This is a genomic window from Burkholderia crassaminum (assembly GCF_964265005.1).
Classification (GTDB): Bacteria; Pseudomonadota; Gammaproteobacteria; order Burkholderiales; family Burkholderiaceae; genus Burkholderia.
This window is the reverse complement of record NZ_OZ183800.1, coordinates 3,581,510-3,601,505: the sequence shown is the minus strand read 5'-3', so window position 1 is coordinate 3,601,505 and position 19,996 is coordinate 3,581,510. Positions and strand designations below refer to the sequence as shown.

Genomic DNA, 19,996 nt, shown 5'->3' with positions numbered 1-19,996 from the left:
ACGTCGGGTCGGAGGAGAAGTTTTCCGGAAGGATAGCGCCTGCGGTGATGTGCGTCCAGAACGACATGCTCACCATAGCGGGTGAAGTGCGCGTGCAAAACGGCACTCACCCCAGGCGCTCCCGAAAACCCTCACCAGTCCGGATTTGCAGCGTTCCGGACTCGTCCAGACGTGCTGCGGGATGCGCCGATTCACAGAATTTCACCTGTGCGCGACACGTGCGAAGTGTGCTCCCGTATCGGCTCACCTTTCGATTTGTCGTAATTTTACGACTGCGCCGCCGTGAGTTCGGCACAGGGTTGCGATCCCACCTCCCCGCGCTTCCCGATCGGCCCGCTTCGGCCTGTATGCATGTACAGGCGGGACTCACCGGGTGATCGTGATCGGCTCCGCCATCCCGGAAGGCGCCAGCGAAACCGGCCCGCACGACCCGATCGAGCGAGCTTTGTCGGCCCGGGCGCGCATTGTACAGCGCACAAACCGTATCGGGTCCCGAAAATACTCACCTCGAGCACAGCGTCTCTATTCGCCCGGATGCCGACGAATCCCCGGCTCACGCGGGATTTGCTACCCAAGCCTCCCGAAAACGCTCACCTTACCGAAAAATCGCTGTGCCTCCACTGCCACGGAAATGGCTCCCGAAAAACCTCACCGTAACTGCCGCGGTATCAAAAACCCCAATGCCTTCCGATACTTATGCGCAGAAGGCATTTGGCTGTGCGCCGCTGACATCCCCCGAAAAACCTCACCTTTCGACCGAAAACCTTCATACGACAATCCTATGTCACCCCCCGAAAAATCTCACCTGTGCCAAAAAGTGGCACAGCAAAAACGAGATTTCTTCCAGTCCTGGCGGGCTTTTCGACGAATTCGACTGCTCACAGGTCCCGCAAAACCTCACCTTTGACCATTTTTCGGGCAAATTCCATTCCCGAAAAGGCTCACCTGTGGCCGGAATCACAGCCTGTGATTCATGCCCCGAAAAAGCTCACCTCAGCGGGATCCGGGCAGGAAAACCCGCATTTCCCTCCCGAAAAACCTCACCTTTAGGGCATCACAGGCCCCCGAGAGCACTTTTGCTGTGCAAAATGGCGTCCGCTTCCCGGAAATCCTCACACCAAACTCCCGCGGAGTCCCGTGAAACCTCACCTTTCACAAAAACTGCCTAAAAGATGGGCAGAATCGGGGCACGAAGAAGGTCCCGCAAGTTCTCACCTATGTCTGCACAGGCAGAAAACTGTGCAGTCAGGCACAGCGCGGGTTCTGTGGCTGTGAGGCCCCGAAAAGCCTCACCTTTGGGAAATCTCGTGTTTCACTGTGATCCCGAATCCGCTCACGACCTTTCCTGCAACGGCTCACGCAGCTCCCTGAACCCCATCACTTCAGCTCCCGCAGAAGATCACCTTGGCTCCCGTAAAACTTCACCTTGTCGGCCGGAAAGCCTTGCAGCATAAGGCTGTGCCGTGGCGTTAACGTTTTTAACTAAGGGTTCAAGGGTGTTTACTTCTAATACTCTCAAGACATGGGCCGAAGAGTTTTCCACAGACACCCCAACCCCTGAACACCCACAGGCAATCGGATCCACCGTCATGTGAAACAAATGCCGAAATTCGGGATCTGCTGGAAAACGCTTGTACGACAAGGACTTGGCTGACTTTCTTCGCTTTGTTTCACGGAATCCTGAACCACAGTCGTCCAGATTCGCTCACAGGCCCGATTTCTGTGCAAAGCGACGTAAATTCACAACGTTGAGCGGAAGAAGGTATTAATAAGTACGTATTTCGTTATGATCGCAACACTTCAATGTCTGTGAGCACAGCGATGACCCTCGACGAAATACGCCAAGCCATTCGGGACGAACTGGAATCGCTGCGCGCAAACGGTGCCCGACGGCAGGAATTGTCGCTGCATGCGTGCAAACGGCTGTTCTTCGATCTCGGCATCCGGCCGTCGGCTGCCAACGTCCGCGATCTCACGCAGACCGGCAGCGCCAGCGACATCCCGAAAGACATCGATCATTTCTGGGAGCGCATTCGCTCCGCTTCCAAGGTGAGGCTCGACGGTGCAGCAATCCCGAAAGCCGTCGAGGAAAAAGCCGGTGCGTTGTTGGGGGCACTGTATGAAGAAGCGTTGAAAGCCGCGCGAGACAGTCTCGACGGCGATCGCGAACAGGTTCGCGCCGGCGTTGCGGACGCAGAACAGCGGTTGCGCGACGCAACCGTCCGCCAGGAAACGCTCGAAGGCGCGCTCGCGCGTGGCGAAGCGAAAAACGAGCAATTGCAGGCTCGCGTGACCGAACTGGAAGTCCAGCTCGCGTCGCAAACGACGCACGGTTCGGCAAGCGAAGCGACGTTACTCACCACAGTCGCTCGACTGGAGAAGGAGCTGGCTGCGGCAGCCGGCCGTGTCGAAGCCGAGCAGGCGCAGAACGCCACGCTGCGCGATCGTATCGATGCACTGCAAGCCGAACTGCAGCAGCGCACCGAGCACTACGCGCAGCAAATCAAGGACGCGGTGGCCGAAGCCGAACGCCGCGTCAAGCCCATGCTGGTCGAGCTGGATGCGCTGCGCAGCACGGCGTCGACCTATCAAAGCGGTTTGCGGGACGTCCAGCGCAAGGAATTCGATTTCCTGCAGCAGTTGAGTTCGGCCAAGGCGCGCGCCGACCGGCTCGAAGAACAGTTGCGCAGCCAGGGCGATGAACTGGAACGTGCGACGCGCGATGTGAGTTCGCTGCGCGCGAGCCGCGGAATGGATCCGGAAATTGCCGCGCTGATCCGCCGCCTGGCCGATGCCGGACAACTCGATGCGGAGGCGTTTGCCGCGATCGGCACCTCACTGGATCAAGAGATTCCGGTGCCAGCCCATTGTCCGCATTGCGACGGCGAGCCCGAACTGTCGCACGGAAAAGAGGGTTTCGAAGTGGCCTGCCCCGAGTGCGAGCATGCTTCGGGCCCATGGCCATCCCGATTCGAAGCCGTCGCCCGCTTTGCGCACACGTGACGCAAGGATCGGTCGCACCGCACAGGTGAGACGATCCGGGGAGCTTGAGGTGAGGTTTTTCGGGAGCTGTGAAACGGTGAGGCAACGCCACACGAGGCTGCTCACGGATCGCGTCGCGTGAGCAGCCGTTTGGGGATCAGTGAGTTTCGTCGATGCCGGATGCGTCACCGTCACCGTTGCTGTCGGCCAGACCGTCGCGCCAGTTTTTCCATGCGCGATGCAGGCGATTCGACGAGATGGGCCGCATGAAGCCCAGCCATTTGCCGACCCGTTCGGGCGGCACATCGTGTTCGAACAGCTCGGCCGCGTAGGTATTGCGCAGTGTTTGCGGGCTCGCGCGCGCAGTGCGTGACGACGTGAGCCCGGCGGATTCGACGATCGCGTCGATGGCGCGCAGCATCGTCGCCTTGTGCATCGGCCGCCCGGCGTGGGATGCGGGGAACACGAGTTCACCCGGAATGTCCTGACGCTTGCGTTCGGTGAGCCACGCTTCGAGCAGCGCGATCGCGAACGATGCCAGGTGGGTTTCGCGTGCGAAATCCGGATGTGTCGATTCGATCTGCAGCGATGTTCCAGCCGTATTGATGCAACTAATCGTGAGCACGCGAGCTTCACCGGTCTTAATGCCGGCACCGAGAAACACGGCGACGAGCGCACGGTCGCGTCGCTCTTTCCAATAAGCGGAACCGGATACACCAATCGGCGAAAACAGGTACGCGAGCAACGTTGCTCGCTCGGTTGGCGTGAGGAAACCGGTAGGTTCGTTGTCGCGCGCCTTGCGCCAGTTCGCTTCGCCATCCTGAGCAATGAACCGGGCCGGGTTGGTCGACGCGTATTCGGTACGCCGGATGTGGTCGAGCACGCGCTCGATCAGCCGCAGATAGCGCATCCGCTGGGTTTTCCGGATCGGGAGCTCGCCGACGAAATTCGCGATGGTTGCGGTATCGACCGTTGCCAGATTCTTCTGGTGCGTACGCAGCCAAGTGAGAAACGCGCCCCATTGCGCACGATAGACGTCGGCCGATGAACGGCGATAGTCCTGCATGGCGAGCCACGCATCGAATGCGGCTTCGGGCGAGACGATCCAGTCGGACGCGCCGCGGTCGAACAGATCCGTTTCCTCCGGGCGTGCTGGGGTGTCGGGAGAGGCGGGAAGGGACATGTGATTTATTCCGTTAGTTGCGTATATCGTAGCCCTTTCCGCAACGTCTCGGGCAGCAAGAGGCGGGACAAGGCCGCCACGCGCGGTGGCCGGGGCCGGCAGTCAGTCGCCCCACGCCTTGGACGGGCGAAGAGCACGCTCGCGAGGCGCGGTGTCGTTCGAGGTTGACGCCGCTTCGTATGCGAGAACCGCGAACGAAAATACGGCGGGCAGCGCGTTCGAGCGCCCGAAGTCGATCGGATCGTCCGTTTCGGGAAACGTCATGTCCGACGGCCGTTCGAACAATTGACGCATGCCGGCCTCGTGCCGGCTGGCAAAGCCGAGATCGGCGAGCGCCTCGGCTTCGATGGCGTGCAGCAGGCGCCACGTCAGCGGGACGCGCTGGCGGATATAGCGCCCGGCAATATGGCGAACGATCAGCTCGAGGTCGTGCGCGGCAGCCTTGAAGCTGAGCGCGGCCAAATCTTGTTCTTCTGTCATTGCAGGCTCCTGTCGACCGGGCGGGCGCCTCGGTGCGCCGGCTCCGGCCCATGCATGGCGGAATGTCCGTATACTGTACAAACATACAGTGTTTTCCGCAACTGGCCTGCAATCGGCCCTTTGGCCAGCTATCCGCGCCGTCAGCGATGTATCACGATGAGCAGTGCCCGCGCCTCGGCCTTGCCGGGATTGCGGATCGCGTGCGGCTCGTCGGCCGGGTAGCGCGCGGTGTCGCCTACCTTCAGGCGCCGGCTTGCCGCCGCGGCTTCGATTTCCATCGCGCCCTGCAGCACGGTGAGGTGCTCGCGCGTGCCGGGCTCGTGGGCGTTCGATATCAGCGCGCCGCCGCCCGGCAGCGTCAGCTCATACCACTCGAACTTGCCGGCGAGGTCGATCGGGCCCCACACGCGCAACTGGTACCGGCCGTCGTGACCGGCGAGCGTCGGAATGTCGTGCGGGCCGTCGACGCGGATGGTCTCGGGCGCTTTCGGCTGCGAGAACAGCTCGTCGAGCGTGATGCCGAGCGCGTTCGTCAGCCGCCACGCCACGGCGATCGTCGGGTTGGCCTTGTCGCGTTCGATCTCGGAGAGCATCGATTTCGATACGCCGGCCGCGCGCGACAGGTCGTCGAGTGTCAGCTTGCGTTCGTTGCGCAGCCGCTGGATCTGCTCGCCGACACGCGGCGGCGTCGCGGCTGGCGGTTGCGGTGCGGCGCTGGCAGGCGTGCGCCGCGAACCGGAGGAACTTGCCATTTGGATTCCGTTCGCTTAGAGTTGTTCGGTATTTCGAATTCTAGTTCGGAATATCGGATAAATGCGGTCAACCGAACGACCGACTATAACAGTAGCAGGCTGTTGCGCCGCCGCCACGAGTGGCGCGTTGCGGAATGCGAATCCCTGTCAGGAGCTTTGTGATGCGTGATGCCTTTCTCGCCCAGGTGCGCGGGACGCTGGACCAGATTCGCGCGGACGGTTTTTACAAGACCGAGCGCGAGATCGCGAGTCCCCAGGCGGCGGCCGTGCGGCTCGCCGGCGGTGCCGGCGTGCTCAATTTCTGCGCGAACAACTATCTGGGCCTGGCGAACGATCCGCGCCTGATCGACGCGGCGAAGGCCGGCCTCGGCGAGGACGGCTTCGGCATGGCATCGGTGCGCTTCATCTGCGGCACGCAAACCGTGCACAAGCAACTGGAAAGCGCGGTGGCCGCGTTTCTCGGCACCGAGGACAGCATCCTCTATTCGAGCTGCTTCGACGCGAACGGCGGGCTGTTCGAGACGCTGCTCGACGAGAACGACGCGGTGATCAGCGACGAGCTGAACCACGCGAGCATCATCGACGGCGTTCGCCTCTGCAAGGCGAAGCGCTTCCGCTACAAGAACAACGACCTGGCCGACCTCGAGGCGAAGCTGAAGGAAGCCGACGCAGCGGGCGCGCGCCACAAGCTGATCGCGACCGACGGTGTGTTCTCGATGGACGGCATCATCGCCGACCTGAAAGGCATCTGCGATCTCGCCGATCGCTACGGTGCGATCGTGATGGTCGACGATTCGCACGCGGTCGGCTTCATCGGCACGCACGGCCGCGGTACGCCCGAGCACTGCGGCGTCGAAGGCCGTGTCGACATCATCACGGGCACGCTCGGCAAGGCGCTCGGCGGTGCATCGGGCGGCTATGTCGCCGCGCGTCGCGAAGTCGTCGAACTGCTGCGCCAGCGCTCGCGCCCGTATCTCTTCTCGAACACGCTGACGCCGAGCATTGCCGCGGCATCGCTGAAGGTGCTGGAACTGCTTGGCAGCGACGAAGGCGCGAAGCTGCGCGAGCGCGTGCGCGAGAACGGCGCGCGGTTCCGCAAGCAGATGACCGAAGCCGGCTTCACGCTCGTGCCGGGCGCGCACCCGATCATCCCGGTGATGCTCGGCGACGCGCAGCTCGCGACGAACATGGCCGACAAGCTGCTCGACGAAGGCGTCTACGTGATCGGCTTCTCGTTCCCCGTCGTGCCGCGCGGCCGCGCGCGCATCCGTACGCAGATGAGCGCCGCGCATACGCCCGAGCAGATCGACCAGACGGTCGCCGCGTTCGTGCGCGTCGGCAAGTCGCTCGGCATCATCTGACGGAGGCGCGACCATGAAAGCACTGGCAAAGCTCGAACGCGGCCCCGGCCTCACGCTCACGCGCGTGAAGCGTCCAGAAGTCGGCCACAACGACGTGCTGATCAAGATCCGCCGCACGGCGATCTGCGGCACCGACATCCATATCTGGAAGTGGGACGACTGGGCGCAGAAGACGATTCCCGTACCGATGCACGTCGGTCACGAATATGTCGGCGAGATCGTCGAGATGGGGCAGGAAGTGCGCGGCTTCGCGATCGGCGATCGCGTGTCCGGCGAAGGCCACATCACGTGCGGTTTCTGCCGCAACTGTCGCGCGGGGCGCCGGCACCTGTGCCGCAACACGGTCGGCGTCGGCGTGAACCGCGAAGGTGCGTTCGCCGAGTATCTGGCGATTCCGGCATTCAACGCGTTCAAGATCCCGCCCGAGATCTCCGACGATCTCGCGTCGATCTTCGATCCGTTCGGCAACGCGACGCACACGGCGCTGTCGTTCAACCTCGTCGGCGAGGACGTGCTGATCACCGGCGCGGGCCCGATCGGCATCATGGCCGTCGCGATCGCGAAGCACGTCGGCGCGCGCAACGTCGTGATCACCGACATCAACGACTACCGGCTCGAGCTCGCGCGCAAGATGGGCGCGACGCGCGCGGTCAACGTCGCACGCGAGTCGTTGCGCGACGTGATGGCCGACCTGCACATGACCGAAGGCTTCGACGTCGGCCTCGAAATGTCGGGCGTGCCGAGCGCGTTCACGAGCATGCTCGAGGCAATGAACCACGGCGGCAAGGTCGCGCTGCTCGGCATTCCGCCCGCGCAGACGGCGATCGACTGGAACCAGGTGATCTTCAAGGGGCTCGAGATCAAGGGCATCTACGGCCGCGAGATGTTCGAGACCTGGTACAAGATGGTCGCGATGCTGCAGAGCGGCCTCGACCTGTCGCCGATCATCACGCATCGCTTCGCGGCCGACGATTACGAGAAAGGCTTCGCCGCGATGCTGTCAGGCGAGAGCGGCAAGGTGATTCTCGACTGGACGGCCTGAGTGTCGCGGGGCAGTGCGGCGTGTTCGCCGCCTGCCCCGCTTTCGTTTACGTCTGCGTTTTCGAGGCCGAAACGCGCGAATCCGGGCTCAAGGTGAGATTATTCGGGAGCTGTGTTTGCGCGCCGAATCGCGATGCGATCGCACATCGGTGACCTGCAATCGCACGTTTACTTCACCTGTCGGTAGTCGCCTAGCTTCCCGTCGTCCCGCCATCACGCCATCCCGCCGCCTGGCACCTGCTCCCCCTCTTCCAGGCACTTCCCTGCTTACCCTGCCGCGTGATCATTCGCGATGCGCCTCATGCGATGCCGTGCCGAACCGCGGCTTCAACCGTGAGCCTACGCGCCTCGTTGCGACTCACCCATGCGTGAAGCGATCGACATCATTCGACGTCGCTCGGTGCGCTAGCGGCTACTTGATCCGCTCACCGTTCAACCCTCGTGGGTCGAGCTGAAGACTCAACACGACGAGCCAGCGCTTCGGACACTGCGGCGCAACGTCGACCGGGCCGCCGTGCGCGCCGGGCGCGATGACGAACCCGTGTTGGGCCGCGTATTGATACGCGCGCAACGCATCCGCTTGCAGCCAGAAGCTGACGAGCGCGCAGGTCACGAAACGGAACAGCAGCACTGCTGCGGCGTCCGGCGCGAAGCCGGCCACGACCAGCAGGCTTTCGAACGCAAATGCCAGCGCGTGCGCGATCGCGATCGTGAGGACCGTCAGCTTCAACACGCCGCGCAGCCGCAGCGCCGCGCGCACGCGTGTCTGCCGGACGGCGAGCCGGGTGCGATCGTCGTCGCCTTCGCGCTTCGGCATTTCGTGTTTCACGACGCGGCACCGGCATGTCGCGCAACGTCGATCTGAGTCGAATCGCCAGCAACGATGCGACTGTTCATGACGCTGACGGATTTGCACAGGATCGTGCTGTCGTAGTTGTGTCCCGGAAAGCGCATCACGTCGACCGGTTGAAATCCCTCGCGACGATAGAAATCGATGAGCCGGACCGCCGCGTACGGGGCGTCGAGCGCCAGGTGTGTCGCGCCGCACGCGGCGGCCCGCCGTTGCGCGAATGCGAGCAGCGAACGGCCGATGCCGCGATCCTGCCAGACGGGATCGACGGCCAGCTGGCCGAGCGTCGCGACGTGCCGGCTGCGATAAGGATCGCAGCGGGAATCGGGATCGTGCGAACGCATCGTCATCGTCGCGACCAGGTGCGCGTTGCCGAGCGCAACGAAGCACTCGCCGGTGAGCACGCGTTCGCGCGTCGCCGAGGCCGGCTGATCGACGCACGGGCAATTGAAGCCCAGTGCGCCGAGCGGTGCGAAGGCGCGATGCAGCAGCGCAGTCAACGTGTCGTACGAATCGTTGCGCGGGTCGAAGCGCCGCACCACGACGCGGCCATCGAGCCGCTTGGCATAAGCTGCATAGGCGCGCGCGGGGCGCGCGGTTTCCGGTCGCTGCATGATGTCCTTTCGCCCAGACAGGGTGCCCGAAGTGTAGTGAGCGTCGCGCGTCCGCTTCAAGAAAAAATGTCGTAAACGCGGCGGCCGCGTCCCGCGGCCAGGTCGCGATTCAGCCCTCTCGTCGACAGGGCTTTTTCATGCGGGTGTTGACGGGGGAGAACGATCGTTCTACCGTAAACCCATGAACACACATCACGACCCTTCCGGCGAACCGGGCGTTCGCGACCGGCTGCTCGATGCAGCCGAAGCGCTGATCTACTCGGGTGGCATCCATGCAACCGGTGTCGATGCGATCGTCAAGCGATCCGGCACGGCACGAAAGAGCTTTTATTCGCATTTCGAATCGAAAGAGGCGCTGGTGGTGGCCGCGCTCGAACGTCGCGACGAGCGCTGGATGCGCTGGTTCGTCGACGCCACGCTGGCGCGCGGCAAGGCACCGCGTGTGCAGTTGCTCGGCATGTTCGACGTGCTGCGCGACTGGTTTGGGCAGCCCGACTTTCACGGCTGTGCGTTCCTGAACGCATCGGGCGAGATTCCCGATGCCGACGATCCCGTGCGCGTCGTCGCACGCGCGCACAAGGCGCGCTTGCTGGCGTTCGTGCGTGAGCGGTTCGATGCGTATGCCGACGAAACCGGCATCGAGCGCCGCGGCCTCGCACGCATCGCGCGTCAGTGGCTCGTGCTGATCGACGGCGCAATCGGCGTGGCGCTCGTCAGCGGCGATGCAAACGCCGCGCGCGATGCGCGCGCGACGGCCGAACTGCTGCTCGACGCGGTATCACGATAGTCGACGCAGCGAATCCGAACCGGCCGCGGTCGTCCGTGGCCAGAACCTGAACAGGAGCAATCCATGTCCGCATCCCCTGAAGTCCGTCCGCCCGTTCCGCCCTTCACGCTCGAAACGGCGCGCCAGAAGGTGCGCGCCGCCGAGGACGGGTGGAACACGCGCGATCCGCAGCGCGTGTCGCTTGCCTATACGCCGCAAAGCCGATGGCGCAACCGTGCGGAATTCGTGACCGGCCGCGACGCAATCGTCGGGCTGCTGCAGCGCAAGTGGACGCGCGAGCTCGACTACCGGCTGATCAAGGAGTTGTGGGCGTTCGACGGCAATCGCATTGCAGTGCGCTTTGCATACGAATGGCACGACGACGCCGGCAACTGGTTCCGTTCGTACGGCAACGAAAACTGGGAGTTCGACGAAAACGGCCTGATGGCGCATCGTCACGCGAGCATCAACGACCTGCCGATTCGCGAGCAGGACCGTCTCTATCACTGGCCGCTCGGTCGTCGTCCGGACGATCATCCCGGGCTGTCCGATCTCGGGCTGTGACGCGCACGTCGACTCGATGGATCGTCGAACGCATCACCGGGCTTCAACGGTGAGGAAATTCGGGAGTCGATGCGCTGAAGGTGAGATTTTTCGGGACCAGGTGAAATGTCGCGTCGGACGGTGTGCTTCGAGCCGTTCGACGCGGCATCGTACCGGGCAACGCGGACGTGCCATACGCATCGGGATCTCGTGATGCGCGTATCGGTATGCAACGGTGTGCTTCACCGCGTGATGCATCTCACCGATCGATCGGGGCCGGTGGCGGGTTGACGATCGGTGTGCTCGCGCGTGACGTACAACTCACCGATCGTGTCGACGTCGACGACGGATCGCGCGAGCCGTGCGCGTTGCGATGCGGCGTTGCTCACCGGTCGATTTCACCAGGCAGGCGCAGGAATTCGCACGCGTGCGCCAACGCATGGCGTGCTGCACACCGCACCCCGATTCGTGCCGACACTGCCCGGCGCGTGCGATTGCGCCGGGCGTGATCGTCAGCCCGCGATTCGCGCGGCGATCGCCTCGCCCACTTCCTGCGTCCCCGCGTTGCCGCCGAGATCGCGCGTATGCGGCCCCGTGCGCAGCACGTCCTCGATCGCGGCGACGATCGCATCGTGCGCTTCGCGTTCGCGGCCTGCGCCGTTGCCGAGGAAGTCGAGCATCAAGGCCGCCGACCAGATCATCGCGACCGGATTCGCGATGTATTGCCCCGCGATGTCGGGCGCGGAGCCGTGCACGGGCTCGAACAGCGACGGAAACGTGCGGTCGGGGTTCAGGTTGGCCGATGGCGCGATGCCGATCGTGCCCGTACAGGCGGGCCCGAGATCCGACAGGATGTCGCCGAACAGGTTCGACGCAACGACGACGTCGAAGCGGTCCGGCTGCAGCACGAAACGCGCGCACAGGATGTCGATGTGCTGCTTGTCGACGACGATGTCGGGATAGCGTTCGGCCATTTCGGCCGCGCGCGCGTCCCACCACGGCATGCTGATCGCGATGCCGTTGCTCTTCGTCGCGACGGTGAGGCGCTTCGCGCGCCGCTGCGCGAGGTCGAACGCGAATTTCAGCACGCGCTCGGTGCCGTGACGCGTGAAGATCGACTGCTGCATGACGATCTCGCGATCGGTGCCTTCGAACATCGTGCCGCCGACCGACGAATACTCGCCCTCGGTGTTCTCGCGCACGATCATGAAGTCGATGTCGCCCGCGCGGCGGCCGGCGAGCGGCGACGGCACACCGTCGAACAGGCGTGCGGGCCGCAGGTTGATGTACTGGTCGAACTCGCGGCGGAATTTCAGCAGCGAGCCCCACAGCGAAATGTGATCGGGCACCGTCGCGGGCCAGCCGACCGCGCCGAACAGGATCGCGTCCATGCCCGACAACTGCGCCTTCCAGTCGTCCGGCATCATCTTGCCGTGCTGCGTGTAGTAGTCGCAGCTCGCCCAGTCGATCTGGACGAAGTCGAAGCGGATCCTGAAGCGCGCGGTCACGGCATCGAGTGCGCGCAGGCCCTCGGGCATCACTTCACGGCCGATGCCGTCACCGGGGATCACGGCAATTCTGTACGTCCTGTCGGTCATGCAAAGCTCCTTGGCTGGTGGGCCGGCCGCGGGGAGAGGCAGCGGCGCGTCACGTCATTCTAGTTATTTCCATCCGGATTAAAATCGCGCGAAAGGTTAATCGACTTTCCACGAATCGTGAACAAATCGCCGAATCTCGACGACCTGCGCGTGTTCAGCCTGGTCGTCCGCCTGACCAGCTTCAGCGCGGCCGCCGAGCAGCTCGCGGTGTCGCCCGCCTATGTCAGCAAGCGCATCGCGTTGCTCGAGGCGCAGCTCGGCACGCGCCTGCTGCATCGCTCGACGCGCCGCGTGACGGTCACGGAAGCCGGCGAACGCGTGTTCGCGCGCGCCGAGAAGATCCTCGACGACGTCGATCATCTCGTCGAGGACGTGTCGACCACGCGCACGGTGCCGCGCGGCACGCTGCGCATTTCGAGCAGCTTCGGCTTCGGCCGGCACATCGTCGCGCCGACGCTGCTCGACTTCACCGCGCGCTATCCGCAACTGAACGTGCGGCTCGATCTGTTCGACCGGCTCGTCGACGTCGCGGGCGAAGGCTACGACCTCGACGTGCGCATCGGCGACGAGATCGCCGATCACCTGATCGCGCGCCGCCTCGCCGCGAATTACCGCGTGCTGTGTGCATCGCCCGACTATCTCGCACGGCGCGGGTCACCGCGCTCGCTCGCGGATCTCGCGTCGCACGACTGTCTTGCCATCAAGGAGCGCGATCACCCGTTCGGCGTGTGGCGGCTGAACGTGCGCGGCGAAACGGCCACGGTGAAGGTCGGCGGCGCGCTGTCGACGAACCATGGCGAGGTGGCCGTGCAATGGGCATTGGCCGGGCGCGGCATCGTGTTGCGTTCGATCTGGGAAGCCGCGCCGCTGATCGGACGCGGTGCGCTGTGTCGCGTGCTGCCGGACGCGATCCAGCCCGCGAACATCTGGGCCGTGTATCCGGAACGCGTCGCGGCGTCGGCGAAAGTGCGCGTATGCGTGGATTTTCTGGTGGAAGCGCTGGCCGGTTTGAATGCCGCAGCGGGTGACGATACGGCCTGAAACCGGCTAAAGGTGAGCTTTTACGGGGGGCATGCGCGCAGCATCGGCAGGTCTCGTTTCCGGCTCGCAACCGCGTCGCGAACCGGTCGCGTCGAACGGGCACCCGCGCATCGCGGTCGCGATGTGCCGGGCCGGCCGACGCTCGCGCCCGCACGCGGCTTACGCCGCTTTTGCCGCGCCGAGCATCAGGTCGAGATTCTGCACCGCTGCGCCGGATGCCCCTTTGCCGAGATTGTCGAACACGGCGGACAGCAGCACCTGGCCGTGATCGGCATTGACGAACACGCCGAGCCGCAGGTCATTGGTGCCGTTCAGCGCTTGCGGATCGAGATGCGTGATCGTTTGCGTCTCGGCGAGCGGGGTGACGTCGACGTGACGTGCGCCGGCGTAATGGTGCGCGAGACACGCATGCAGCTGCTCACCGGTCACGCCGGCAGGGAGCAGGCGCAACTCGATCGGCACGGTGAGCACGATGCCTTGCCGATAGGCACCGTACGCTGGCACGAACATTGGGCGGTGCGCAAGACCGGCATGCAGCTGGATCTCGGGCGGATGCTTGTGCGCGAGGGCGAGGCCGTAGATCTGCAGCGGTTTCGCGTGTGAAGCGCCGTCCGACTCGAATGCGTCGACGGCAGCCCGCCCGCCGCCCGAGTAGCCGGAGACGGCATGAATGCTCACCGGGTAGTCGCGCGGCAACAGGCCGGCCTGTTGCAGCGGCCGCAGCAGCCCGATCGCGCCGGTCGGGTAGCAGCCCGGATTGGTGACACGTCGCGCGTGCGCAATCGTCTGCGCGTGCCCGTCGGCCATCTCGGGGAAGCCGTAGACCCATTCCGGCTGCGTGCGATGGGCTGAACTCGCGTCGATCACGCGTACCGCCGGATTCCGGATGAAGCCGACCGCTTCGCGCGCGGCCGCGTCGGGCAGGCACAGGATCGCGATGTCGGCTGCGTTGATCGCTTCGGCGCGCCGCACGGGATCCTTGCGCTCGGCATCCGGCAGCGTGACGAGCCGCAAGTCGGTGCGCCCGCGCAGGCGTTCGTGGATCAGCAATCCGGTCGTGCCTTGATCGCCGTCGATGTAGACAGTGGGCTGGCTCATGGTGGTCGCGTTCCTTCGATTCGGTCGTCGGGAAAGCCGTATCGTCCGCCGAACGCCTAGAATAGGAAAAGTTGAATTTAATGACCGCCAGATTCAGTTTTCTTGAACGAGAGGTAGGGAATGCGGGAGATCAGCCTGGACCGCCTGCGCACGCTGGTCGCCATCGCGGACCAAGGGTCCTTTTTCGCCGCGGCGCAACTGCTTCACCTTGCGCCACCGACCGTCAGCCTTCACGTTGCCGAGCTGGAAAGCCGCATTGGCGCGCCGTTGCTGTCCCGTACGCGTGGAAACGTGCGGCCGTCGCCCATAGGTGAAGTGCTGGTCGAGCGGGCGCGCCGCTTGCTGGCCGAGGTCGAGTCCACGCTGGACGATGTGCAGCGGCAGGTGCAGGGGTTGACCGGACGCGTACGCCTCGGCGCATCGACCGGGGCGATCGCGCACCTGTTGCCGCAGGCGGTGGCCCGCTTGCGCGAGCAGCATCCGGACATCGACGTCCAGATCGCGGTGCTCACGTCGCACGACACGCTGGCGCGCATTGCGCAGGGCACGCTCGATATCGGCCTGGTAGCGCTGCCGCAGACAGCGGTTGCAGGACTATCGATCCGCGCGTGGCGGCGTGATCCGGTGATGGCGTTTCTGCCGGCGGACTGGCCGCTTCCGGCGCGCGTGACGCCCGGGTATCTGGCCGCCCGCCCGCTGATTCTCAACGATGCAACCACCCGCCTGTCACGGCTGACGACGGAATGGTTCGCGCTCGGCGGCCACCGGCCGGAGCCGCGGATCGAACTCAACTACAACGATGCGATCAAGAGCCTGGTCGCCGCGGGTTACGGCGCGACGCTGCTGCCGCACGAGGCGGGTGCCCCGCTACCCGATGCACGCATCGTCATGCGGGCGTTGCGTCCGGCGTTGTGGCGTGAACTGGGTATCGCCCATCGGGCGGAGCCGGTCGAGCGGGCGACACAGCACGTACTCGATGCGTTGTGGGCGCTGAAGGCGCGATAGCGCGCCGGCATGCGGGAACGTCGGTGCGGCCGGTCGTTCGTGCCGGCCGCATCTGCACATCCGCGGCATGGCGCTTTAAAGCCGGTTGTCCTTCGCGAGCGTCAGCACGCGCGCCCAGCGTTGCGCATCGCGTTTGTCCATCATCGGCAGCTTCCATTCGCTGCGCACGGCATCGCGCACGCGCACGACGAGATGCCAGCGGCCGCCGATCGGCGCGGCCTGGCAGCCGTCGAGTTGCGACAGCGTATAGCGGCCGTCCGCGCCGTCGTGCGACAGCCACAGCAGCCCCTGCGTCGCGGACACGCGCAGCTCGCCCCACGCGCGATGCACGACGTGGGTCCAGCCGTCTTCTTTCGTATTCGGCGCGATGTCGCGGCGGCGCTTGATCCACCAGGCGACCAGCGCGATCAGGATCGCGGCGGCGAGCACGGCGGCCGCGATCGCGACCGGCTGGCCGAACTGCGCGGCGATGACGTGAAACAGGTGAACCGCGCCCCATCCGGCAGCGATGAGCGCGAACAGTGCAATGAAAATCGGCATGTCTGATCGGAGAAGAGGACGGACCGGCGCATGCATCGCGCCGATCCGTCGCGCACGTCATTACCGTTTGCGGTGAATGTCGTGCGTCACGAAGCCCGAGTCGTTGTTGGGCAGCGCGAGGCCGTCCTTGACTGCGAGCGTCTTGCGGATGTCGTCGAGACCCGCGGACCAGTGGTCACGCATCGTCGACAGACCGAACTGATAGTCCTTGTAGTGATGCTCGTACGCCTTCTGCTGGTAGATCAGGTGCTGGATGTTGTACTTCTTGCTGGACGACATCGCATCGGCCTCGACGCACCAGGGATCCGCCTTGCGCTGCTCTTCCGGCACCTGCTCGAGCACGTGGCGCAGCACGTTGCGATAGCGCTGCTCGCGCTGCAGCGTGTCGGTCACGAAACGCGTGCGGCTCGAATACTGCACGTCCTTCGTGCGCTCGGCGACGTCGGCCATTGTCCGCGGCAGCGGCCCGCGCGCGCTCCACAGGTCGACCTGGAACGCGAGCGTGTCGCGGCGCGGCCGTGCGCGGAGCACCTCCATCAGCGGCGTGTTCGACACGACACCGCCGTCCCAGTAGTACTCGCCGTCGATCTCGACCGGCGGGAACGCGGGCGGCAGCGCGCCGGACGCCATGAAATGCTCGGGCGCGAGACGGATGCGCGAGTTGTCGAAGTACACGAAGTTGCCGGTGCCGACGTTGACCGCGCCGACCGACACGCGCGTTTCGCCCGAATTGATCCGGTCGAAATCGCACAGCTTCAGCAGCGTCGCGCGCAATTGCGACGTGTCGTACCAGCTGATTTTCTCCGGGTGATCCGACACGCCCGGCAGCGGCGGCGGGAAACGCGGCACGAAGAAGCCCTGCTGGCCCTGCATCATCGCGCTCGCGGCCTGCGACGCGGTGAAGAACGTGCGGACCTGGTCGATGCTGTTGAACAGCGCGAACTCGAATGCGGCCGGAACCGTCGGGAAGAACGCCGGCTTGCAGATCGTTTCCCAGAACTCGCGCAGCCGCTCGACGCGATGCTCAGGCGCATTGCCCGCGATCAGCGCGGTGTTGAGCGCGCCGATCGAGATGCCCGCGATCCAGTCGAGCGGAACGCCCGCTTCGTGCAGCCCTTCAAACACGCCGGCCTGATACGCGCCGAGCGCGCCCCCGCCTTGCAGGACGAGCGCGATCGTTTCGTACGGCAGCGTGCGCGCGGGGGCCGGTGCGCCGGCTTCGTGATGCAGGTCCGCCGCATCGACGGCCTGCTTTTCGGTGCGGGCGTGCGGCTTCATTGCATGAACCAGCCGTGGCTGACGATGAACGACTGGCCCGTGAGCGCGGCGCTCGGGAATGCCGACAGGAACAGCACCGTCTGCGCGACGTCCTGAACGGTCGTGAACACACCGTCGACCGTATTGCCGAGCATCACCTTCTTCACCACTTCGTCTTCGCTGATCCCGAGCTCCTTCGCCTGCTCCGGGATCTGCTTGTCCACCAGCGGCGTGCGCACGAAACCCGGACACACGACGTGCGAGCGCACGTTGTGCTTCGCGCCTTCCTTCGCCAGCACGCGCGCCAGGCCGAGCAGCCCGTGCTTGGCCGTCACGTATGCCGACTTCAGCGGCGACGCTTCGTGCGAATGCACCGAACCCATGTAGATCACCACACCGCCGCGATCGTCCTTGTACATGTGCTTGAGCGCGGCCTTGGTCGTCAGGAACGCGCCGTCGACGTGGATCGCCTGCATCTTCTTCCAGTCGGAGAACGAATAGTTCTCGATCGGGTTGACGATCTGGATGCCCGCGTTCGACACGAGGATGTCGACCGAGCCGAACGTTTCGGCCACCTTGTCGATGCCGCTGTTCACTGCTTCCTCGTTCGTCACGTCCATCGCGACGCCGATCGCCTTGCCGCCCGCCTTGACGATCTCGTCGGCAACGGCGTTCGCGCCGTCCTGGTTCAGGTCGGCGATCGCGACGGCCGCGCCCGCCTTCGCGAGTTCGAGTGCGATTTCCTTGCCGATGCCGCTCGCGGCGCCCGTGACGACTGCGGTCTTGCCATTCAGGTTGCTCATGTTCGAATTCCCGTGGTGAAAGGATTGACAGGGAGAAAGGACTGCGGACGTGTTACTGAGCCAGGTAATCGTAGACGACTTCGCCGAGGCCCAGTGTCAAATCTGCGACCAGGTGGCGGGCTTCGACGATTTCGAGCACGGGCAGGTCGGCCACGGGCGCGAGCGCGTGCGGCGCCAGCTCGAGCGATGCGGGGCCCGTCCACGCGCCCTTCATCTTGATGTCCTGCATGTAGTAGCGCACCAGTTCGCACACGCGCGCGGTGCCGTCGACGTGCGGGATGATCTTCAGCAGGAAATTGGGACCGGCGAGACGCTTCGTCTGCTCGTCGATGTCGAGTTCCTTGTGCTTGTAGCCCATCGTGCCGGTCGCGACGCGCACCTTGCCGTAGTCGAGCGTGCCGAGCAGGTGGTCGGTGTTCACGTGCAGCGTGGGCGACGCGAGCTTCTTCGGGAAGCCCCACAGTTCGCGGCCGCCGGCGATCGGCGGGTGATCGTCGAGATACATCGCGAGCGTATAGCCGCCCGGCTGGCCGTTGTATTCGACGGGAATCACCTGGCCGCTTTCGGTGTAATCGCCGAAGCCGGTCGAATCGGCCATGCGAATGAATTCGTAATGAACGAGCGGCTCGGTAACCTGCAGCGGCTCGGGGACGATTTCGCGGAGACGGTCCGGATCGGTGCGATACGTGATGATCAGGAACTCACGATCGACGAAACGGTAAGGGCCCATCGGGAAGGCAGGGCTGGTCAACGGCATCGCAAACGCTTTCGATCGGACATCGCTGGGTTTCATGCGGACTCCTTGTTGTTGATCGCTTCGTGGGTGAGTGCTCGTAAGCTCGTAATCCTATGCCTGTGCGTTGCCGTTGTGCGATGCCGCATTTGGAATTAATTGTTGCCGATTTCGTAGAATTCGCGGCGTAAATATTGAGATGAATGACGCAAACGGTCTGGACGGCACCCGGCGTCCCGATGTTCGCACGCGTCGATGACGTCACGATGTGAAAAAGGTGAGTCTTTACGGGACGTCAGGTGAGCCTTTCCGGGAAACGGTCGCGCGGGAATATGACAATTGTGTGAACTTGTGCTGCGGTGCAGGCTCTAAGTGCGTTCGCCGCGGTGGCCTTCGCCGCATGCGGCCGCCGCATTAAGCATCGCTTAAGCGGCTGCGCCCTAGCATCGTTCGTATCAGGCCGGGCAACCGGCCGACTTTTTTTACGCCCCACGCAACCGGATTCATGCAGACCCTCAATCTCACCCTCTTTTCCGCCATCAACGCCGGGGTTGCGCCGCAGCCGGGCGTCGCCCGCCTCGCCATCTTCGCCGCCGACTGGCTCGTCTATGCGTTGCCCGCGATGCTGCTGCTGACCTGGATCTTCGGCGCGCGCCCGACGCGGCGCCAGGCGATCGAAGCCGGCGTCGGCGTGTGCGTGGCGCTCGCGCTCGCGCAGGTCATCGGACATTTCTGGTTCTCGCCGCGCCCGTTCATGGCCGGCGTCGGCACGCAACTGATTCCGCACGCGCCGGACAGCTCGTTTCCGAGCGATCACATGACGTTCGCGTGGAGCATGGCAGCCGGGCTGATGCTCGGCGGCACGACCCGGCTCACCGGGTTCGTGATGGCCGCGATGGCCGTGGCGATTGCATGGGGACGTATCTATGCGGGCGTGCACTGGCCGTTCGACATGGCGGGCGGCGTGCTGGTCGGCACGGCCGGCGCGCTGGCCGCGCACCTGTACGGACAACGCGTGATCGCGCTGCTCGAACGGCTCGGCGATTCGGTGCATGCAGTCGTGATGGGGCGCCGGCACGCGCCGTGAGCGGCAGGAGATCGGGCAGGACGACGTCAGCCGGGTGTCTTGGCCGATTCAGCCGATGCAGACGGCCCGCCGCCCGCATCGTGCAGTTCGGGGGTATCGGCCGGGTGTTGCGCGGCGTCGCGGTCGAGTGCGCTTTCCTTCAGGATCGCGCACATCGCGACGAACAGCGCGAGTACCACCGCGGCCAGGCCGCAATAGCCGGCGATCTTCAGGTTGCGAACGAAAGGCGAAGCGTGGCTTTCTTTTGTCATGACCGGGCGCT

The 19,996-nt window shown here is 64.6% G+C and carries 20 protein-coding genes; 8 read left to right on the top strand and 12 right to left on the bottom strand.

Going from position 1 to position 19,996, the window contains the following annotated elements; genetic code table 11:
* Positions 1-1,821: 1,821 nt before the first annotated feature.
* On the top strand, positions 1,822-3,003 hold the full coding sequence (locus ACPTTF_RS33270; protein ID WP_166955767.1) for a DNA-binding protein: 1,182 nt from the start codon (positions 1,822-1,824) through the stop codon (positions 3,001-3,003).
* Positions 3,004-3,139: 136 nt separating this feature from the next.
* On the opposite strand, the gene ACPTTF_RS33265 is transcribed toward ACPTTF_RS33270, so the two are convergent.
* The 3 genes from ACPTTF_RS33265 to ACPTTF_RS33255 form a co-directional block, all read right to left on the bottom strand.
* Entirely contained in the window at positions 3,140-4,165 is a 1,026-nt protein-coding gene (locus ACPTTF_RS33265; RefSeq protein WP_423369834.1) for a tyrosine-type recombinase/integrase, read from the bottom strand.
* 102 nt (positions 4,166-4,267) lie between these two features.
* Complete coding sequence (locus ACPTTF_RS33260; protein WP_166955765.1) at positions 4,268-4,645, bottom strand: DUF2471 family protein; 378 nt, start codon at positions 4,643-4,645, stop codon at positions 4,268-4,270.
* A gap of 140 nt (positions 4,646-4,785) precedes the next feature.
* A complete protein-coding gene (locus ACPTTF_RS33255) occupies positions 4,786-5,397 on the bottom strand; it encodes a helix-turn-helix domain-containing protein (RefSeq protein WP_021163719.1) in 612 nt (203 codons plus the stop codon).
* Positions 5,398-5,558: 161 nt separating this feature from the next.
* Here ACPTTF_RS33255 and ACPTTF_RS33250 point away from each other — a divergent pair, with 161 nt between their 5' ends.
* Together ACPTTF_RS33250 and tdh are read left to right on the top strand one after the other, a co-directional pair.
* A complete protein-coding gene (locus ACPTTF_RS33250) occupies positions 5,559-6,758 on the top strand; it encodes a glycine C-acetyltransferase (RefSeq protein WP_423369833.1) in 1,200 nt (399 codons plus the stop codon).
* A gap of 13 nt (positions 6,759-6,771) precedes the next feature.
* Positions 6,772-7,800, top strand: coding sequence for an L-threonine 3-dehydrogenase (gene tdh / locus ACPTTF_RS33245; protein ID WP_047902093.1), 1,029 nt, complete (start codon positions 6,772-6,774; stop codon positions 7,798-7,800).
* A gap of 411 nt (positions 7,801-8,211) precedes the next feature.
* Here the strand turns inward: tdh and ACPTTF_RS33240 are convergent, their stop codons facing one another.
* Positions 8,212-8,628: a hypothetical protein gene (locus tag ACPTTF_RS33240; RefSeq protein WP_423369832.1), complete on the bottom strand. Its 417-nt coding sequence runs from the start codon at positions 8,626-8,628 to the stop codon at positions 8,212-8,214.
* Positions 8,625-9,263 (bottom strand): GNAT family N-acetyltransferase, encoded by a 639-nt coding sequence (locus ACPTTF_RS33235; protein WP_423369831.1) that lies wholly within the window; start codon positions 9,261-9,263, stop codon positions 8,625-8,627. The genes ACPTTF_RS33240 and ACPTTF_RS33235 overlap by 4 nt, the downstream gene beginning before the upstream one ends.
* A gap of 181 nt (positions 9,264-9,444) precedes the next feature.
* Between ACPTTF_RS33235 and ACPTTF_RS33230 the strand changes: the two genes are divergently transcribed.
* Positions 9,445-10,050 carry a TetR/AcrR family transcriptional regulator gene (locus tag ACPTTF_RS33230; protein WP_423369830.1) on the top strand — a complete coding sequence of 202 codons (606 nt, stop codon included), beginning with the start codon at positions 9,445-9,447 and terminating at the stop codon, positions 10,048-10,050.
* Positions 10,051-10,113: 63 nt separating this feature from the next.
* The gene (locus ACPTTF_RS33225) at positions 10,114-10,593 is read left to right on the top strand and encodes a DUF1348 family protein (RefSeq protein WP_166955760.1); all 480 of its coding nucleotides are present in this window, start codon (positions 10,114-10,116) and stop codon (positions 10,591-10,593) included.
* Between the two features lie 491 nt (positions 10,594-11,084).
* Here the strand turns inward: ACPTTF_RS33225 and ACPTTF_RS33220 are convergent, their stop codons facing one another.
* Positions 11,085-12,170, bottom strand: a complete 1,086-nt coding sequence (locus tag ACPTTF_RS33220) for a tartrate dehydrogenase (protein ID WP_423369829.1) — start codon at positions 12,168-12,170, stop codon at positions 11,085-11,087.
* 117 nt (positions 12,171-12,287) lie between these two features.
* Here ACPTTF_RS33220 and ACPTTF_RS33215 point away from each other — a divergent pair, with 117 nt between their 5' ends.
* Entirely contained in the window at positions 12,288-13,211 is a 924-nt protein-coding gene (locus ACPTTF_RS33215) for a LysR substrate-binding domain-containing protein (protein WP_423369828.1), read from the top strand.
* 159 nt (positions 13,212-13,370) lie between these two features.
* Here the strand turns inward: ACPTTF_RS33215 and argC are convergent, their stop codons facing one another.
* Entirely contained in the window at positions 13,371-14,309 is a 939-nt protein-coding gene (argC, locus tag ACPTTF_RS33210; protein WP_423369827.1) for an N-acetyl-gamma-glutamyl-phosphate reductase, read from the bottom strand.
* Positions 14,310-14,429: 120 nt separating this feature from the next.
* Here argC and ACPTTF_RS33205 point away from each other — a divergent pair, with 120 nt between their 5' ends.
* Positions 14,430-15,314 carry a LysR family transcriptional regulator gene (locus ACPTTF_RS33205; RefSeq protein ID WP_423369826.1) on the top strand — a complete coding sequence of 295 codons (885 nt, stop codon included), beginning with the start codon at positions 14,430-14,432 and terminating at the stop codon, positions 15,312-15,314.
* 75 nt (positions 15,315-15,389) lie between these two features.
* Here ACPTTF_RS33205 and ACPTTF_RS33200 read toward each other — a convergent pair whose 3' ends face one another.
* From ACPTTF_RS33200 to ACPTTF_RS33185, 4 genes are read right to left on the bottom strand one after another with little or no spacing between them, the layout of a single operon-like run.
* Positions 15,390-15,854: a hypothetical protein gene (locus tag ACPTTF_RS33200; RefSeq protein WP_174974402.1), complete on the bottom strand. Its 465-nt coding sequence runs from the start codon at positions 15,852-15,854 to the stop codon at positions 15,390-15,392.
* 60 nt (positions 15,855-15,914) lie between these two features.
* Positions 15,915-17,132, bottom strand: coding sequence for a patatin-like phospholipase family protein (locus ACPTTF_RS33195; RefSeq protein ID WP_166955755.1), 1,218 nt, complete (start codon positions 17,130-17,132; stop codon positions 15,915-15,917).
* The gene (locus ACPTTF_RS33190; protein ID WP_166955754.1) at positions 17,129-17,914 is read right to left on the bottom strand and encodes a 3-hydroxybutyrate dehydrogenase; all 786 of its coding nucleotides are present in this window, start codon (positions 17,912-17,914) and stop codon (positions 17,129-17,131) included. Before ACPTTF_RS33190 ends, ACPTTF_RS33195 begins: the two co-directional genes overlap by 4 nt.
* A gap of 52 nt (positions 17,915-17,966) precedes the next feature.
* Positions 17,967-18,707 carry an acetoacetate decarboxylase gene (locus tag ACPTTF_RS33185; RefSeq protein ID WP_059238261.1) on the bottom strand — a complete coding sequence of 247 codons (741 nt, stop codon included), beginning with the start codon at positions 18,705-18,707 and terminating at the stop codon, positions 17,967-17,969.
* 445 nt (positions 18,708-19,152) lie between these two features.
* On the opposite strand from ACPTTF_RS33185, the gene ACPTTF_RS33180 reads away from it, so the two are divergent.
* A complete protein-coding gene (locus ACPTTF_RS33180) occupies positions 19,153-19,734 on the top strand; it encodes an undecaprenyl-diphosphatase (protein WP_423369825.1) in 582 nt (193 codons plus the stop codon).
* Between the two features lie 26 nt (positions 19,735-19,760).
* Here ACPTTF_RS33180 and ACPTTF_RS33175 read toward each other — a convergent pair whose 3' ends face one another.
* Positions 19,761-19,985, bottom strand: coding sequence for a hypothetical protein (locus tag ACPTTF_RS33175; RefSeq protein WP_166955750.1), 225 nt, complete (start codon positions 19,983-19,985; stop codon positions 19,761-19,763).
* Positions 19,986-19,996 lie beyond the last annotated feature (11 nt).

What these genes read in the sequence shown, in the direction of transcription:
- argC (WP_423369827.1), bottom strand. Translation starts at nt 14,309, where the DNA reads ATGAGCCAGCCCACTGTCTACATCGACGGCGATCAAGGCACGACCGGA.
- ACPTTF_RS33260 (WP_166955765.1), bottom strand. Translation starts at nt 4,645, where the DNA reads ATGACAGAAGAACAAGATTTGGCCGCGCTCAGCTTCAAGGCTGCCGCG.
- ACPTTF_RS33235 (WP_423369831.1), bottom strand. Translation starts at nt 9,263, where the DNA reads ATGCAGCGACCGGAAACCGCGCGCCCCGCGCGCGCCTATGCAGCTTAT.
- ACPTTF_RS33220 (WP_423369829.1), bottom strand. Translation starts at nt 12,170, where the DNA reads ATGACCGACAGGACGTACAGAATTGCCGTGATCCCCGGTGACGGCATC.
- ACPTTF_RS33185 (WP_059238261.1), bottom strand. Translation starts at nt 18,707, where the DNA reads ATGAAACCCAGCGATGTCCGATCGAAAGCGTTTGCGATGCCGTTGACC.
- ACPTTF_RS33200 (WP_174974402.1), bottom strand. Translation starts at nt 15,854, where the DNA reads ATGCCGATTTTCATTGCACTGTTCGCGCTCATCGCTGCCGGATGGGGC.
- ACPTTF_RS33175 (WP_166955750.1), bottom strand. Translation starts at nt 19,985, where the DNA reads ATGACAAAAGAAAGCCACGCTTCGCCTTTCGTTCGCAACCTGAAGATC.
- ACPTTF_RS33180 (WP_423369825.1), top strand. Translation starts at nt 19,153, where the DNA reads ATGCAGACCCTCAATCTCACCCTCTTTTCCGCCATCAACGCCGGGGTT.
- ACPTTF_RS33250 (WP_423369833.1), top strand. Translation starts at nt 5,559, where the DNA reads ATGCGTGATGCCTTTCTCGCCCAGGTGCGCGGGACGCTGGACCAGATT.
- ACPTTF_RS33265 (WP_423369834.1), bottom strand. Translation starts at nt 4,165, where the DNA reads ATGTCCCTTCCCGCCTCTCCCGACACCCCAGCACGCCCGGAGGAAACG.
- ACPTTF_RS33190 (WP_166955754.1), bottom strand. Translation starts at nt 17,914, where the DNA reads ATGAGCAACCTGAATGGCAAGACCGCAGTCGTCACGGGCGCCGCGAGC.
- ACPTTF_RS33230 (WP_423369830.1), top strand. Translation starts at nt 9,445, where the DNA reads ATGAACACACATCACGACCCTTCCGGCGAACCGGGCGTTCGCGACCGG.
- ACPTTF_RS33270 (WP_166955767.1), top strand. Translation starts at nt 1,822, where the DNA reads ATGACCCTCGACGAAATACGCCAAGCCATTCGGGACGAACTGGAATCG.
- ACPTTF_RS33195 (WP_166955755.1), bottom strand. Translation starts at nt 17,132, where the DNA reads ATGAAGCCGCACGCCCGCACCGAAAAGCAGGCCGTCGATGCGGCGGAC.
- ACPTTF_RS33225 (WP_166955760.1), top strand. Translation starts at nt 10,114, where the DNA reads ATGTCCGCATCCCCTGAAGTCCGTCCGCCCGTTCCGCCCTTCACGCTC.
- ACPTTF_RS33255 (WP_021163719.1), bottom strand. Translation starts at nt 5,397, where the DNA reads ATGGCAAGTTCCTCCGGTTCGCGGCGCACGCCTGCCAGCGCCGCACCG.
- tdh (WP_047902093.1), top strand. Translation starts at nt 6,772, where the DNA reads ATGAAAGCACTGGCAAAGCTCGAACGCGGCCCCGGCCTCACGCTCACG.
- ACPTTF_RS33205 (WP_423369826.1), top strand. Translation starts at nt 14,430, where the DNA reads ATGCGGGAGATCAGCCTGGACCGCCTGCGCACGCTGGTCGCCATCGCG.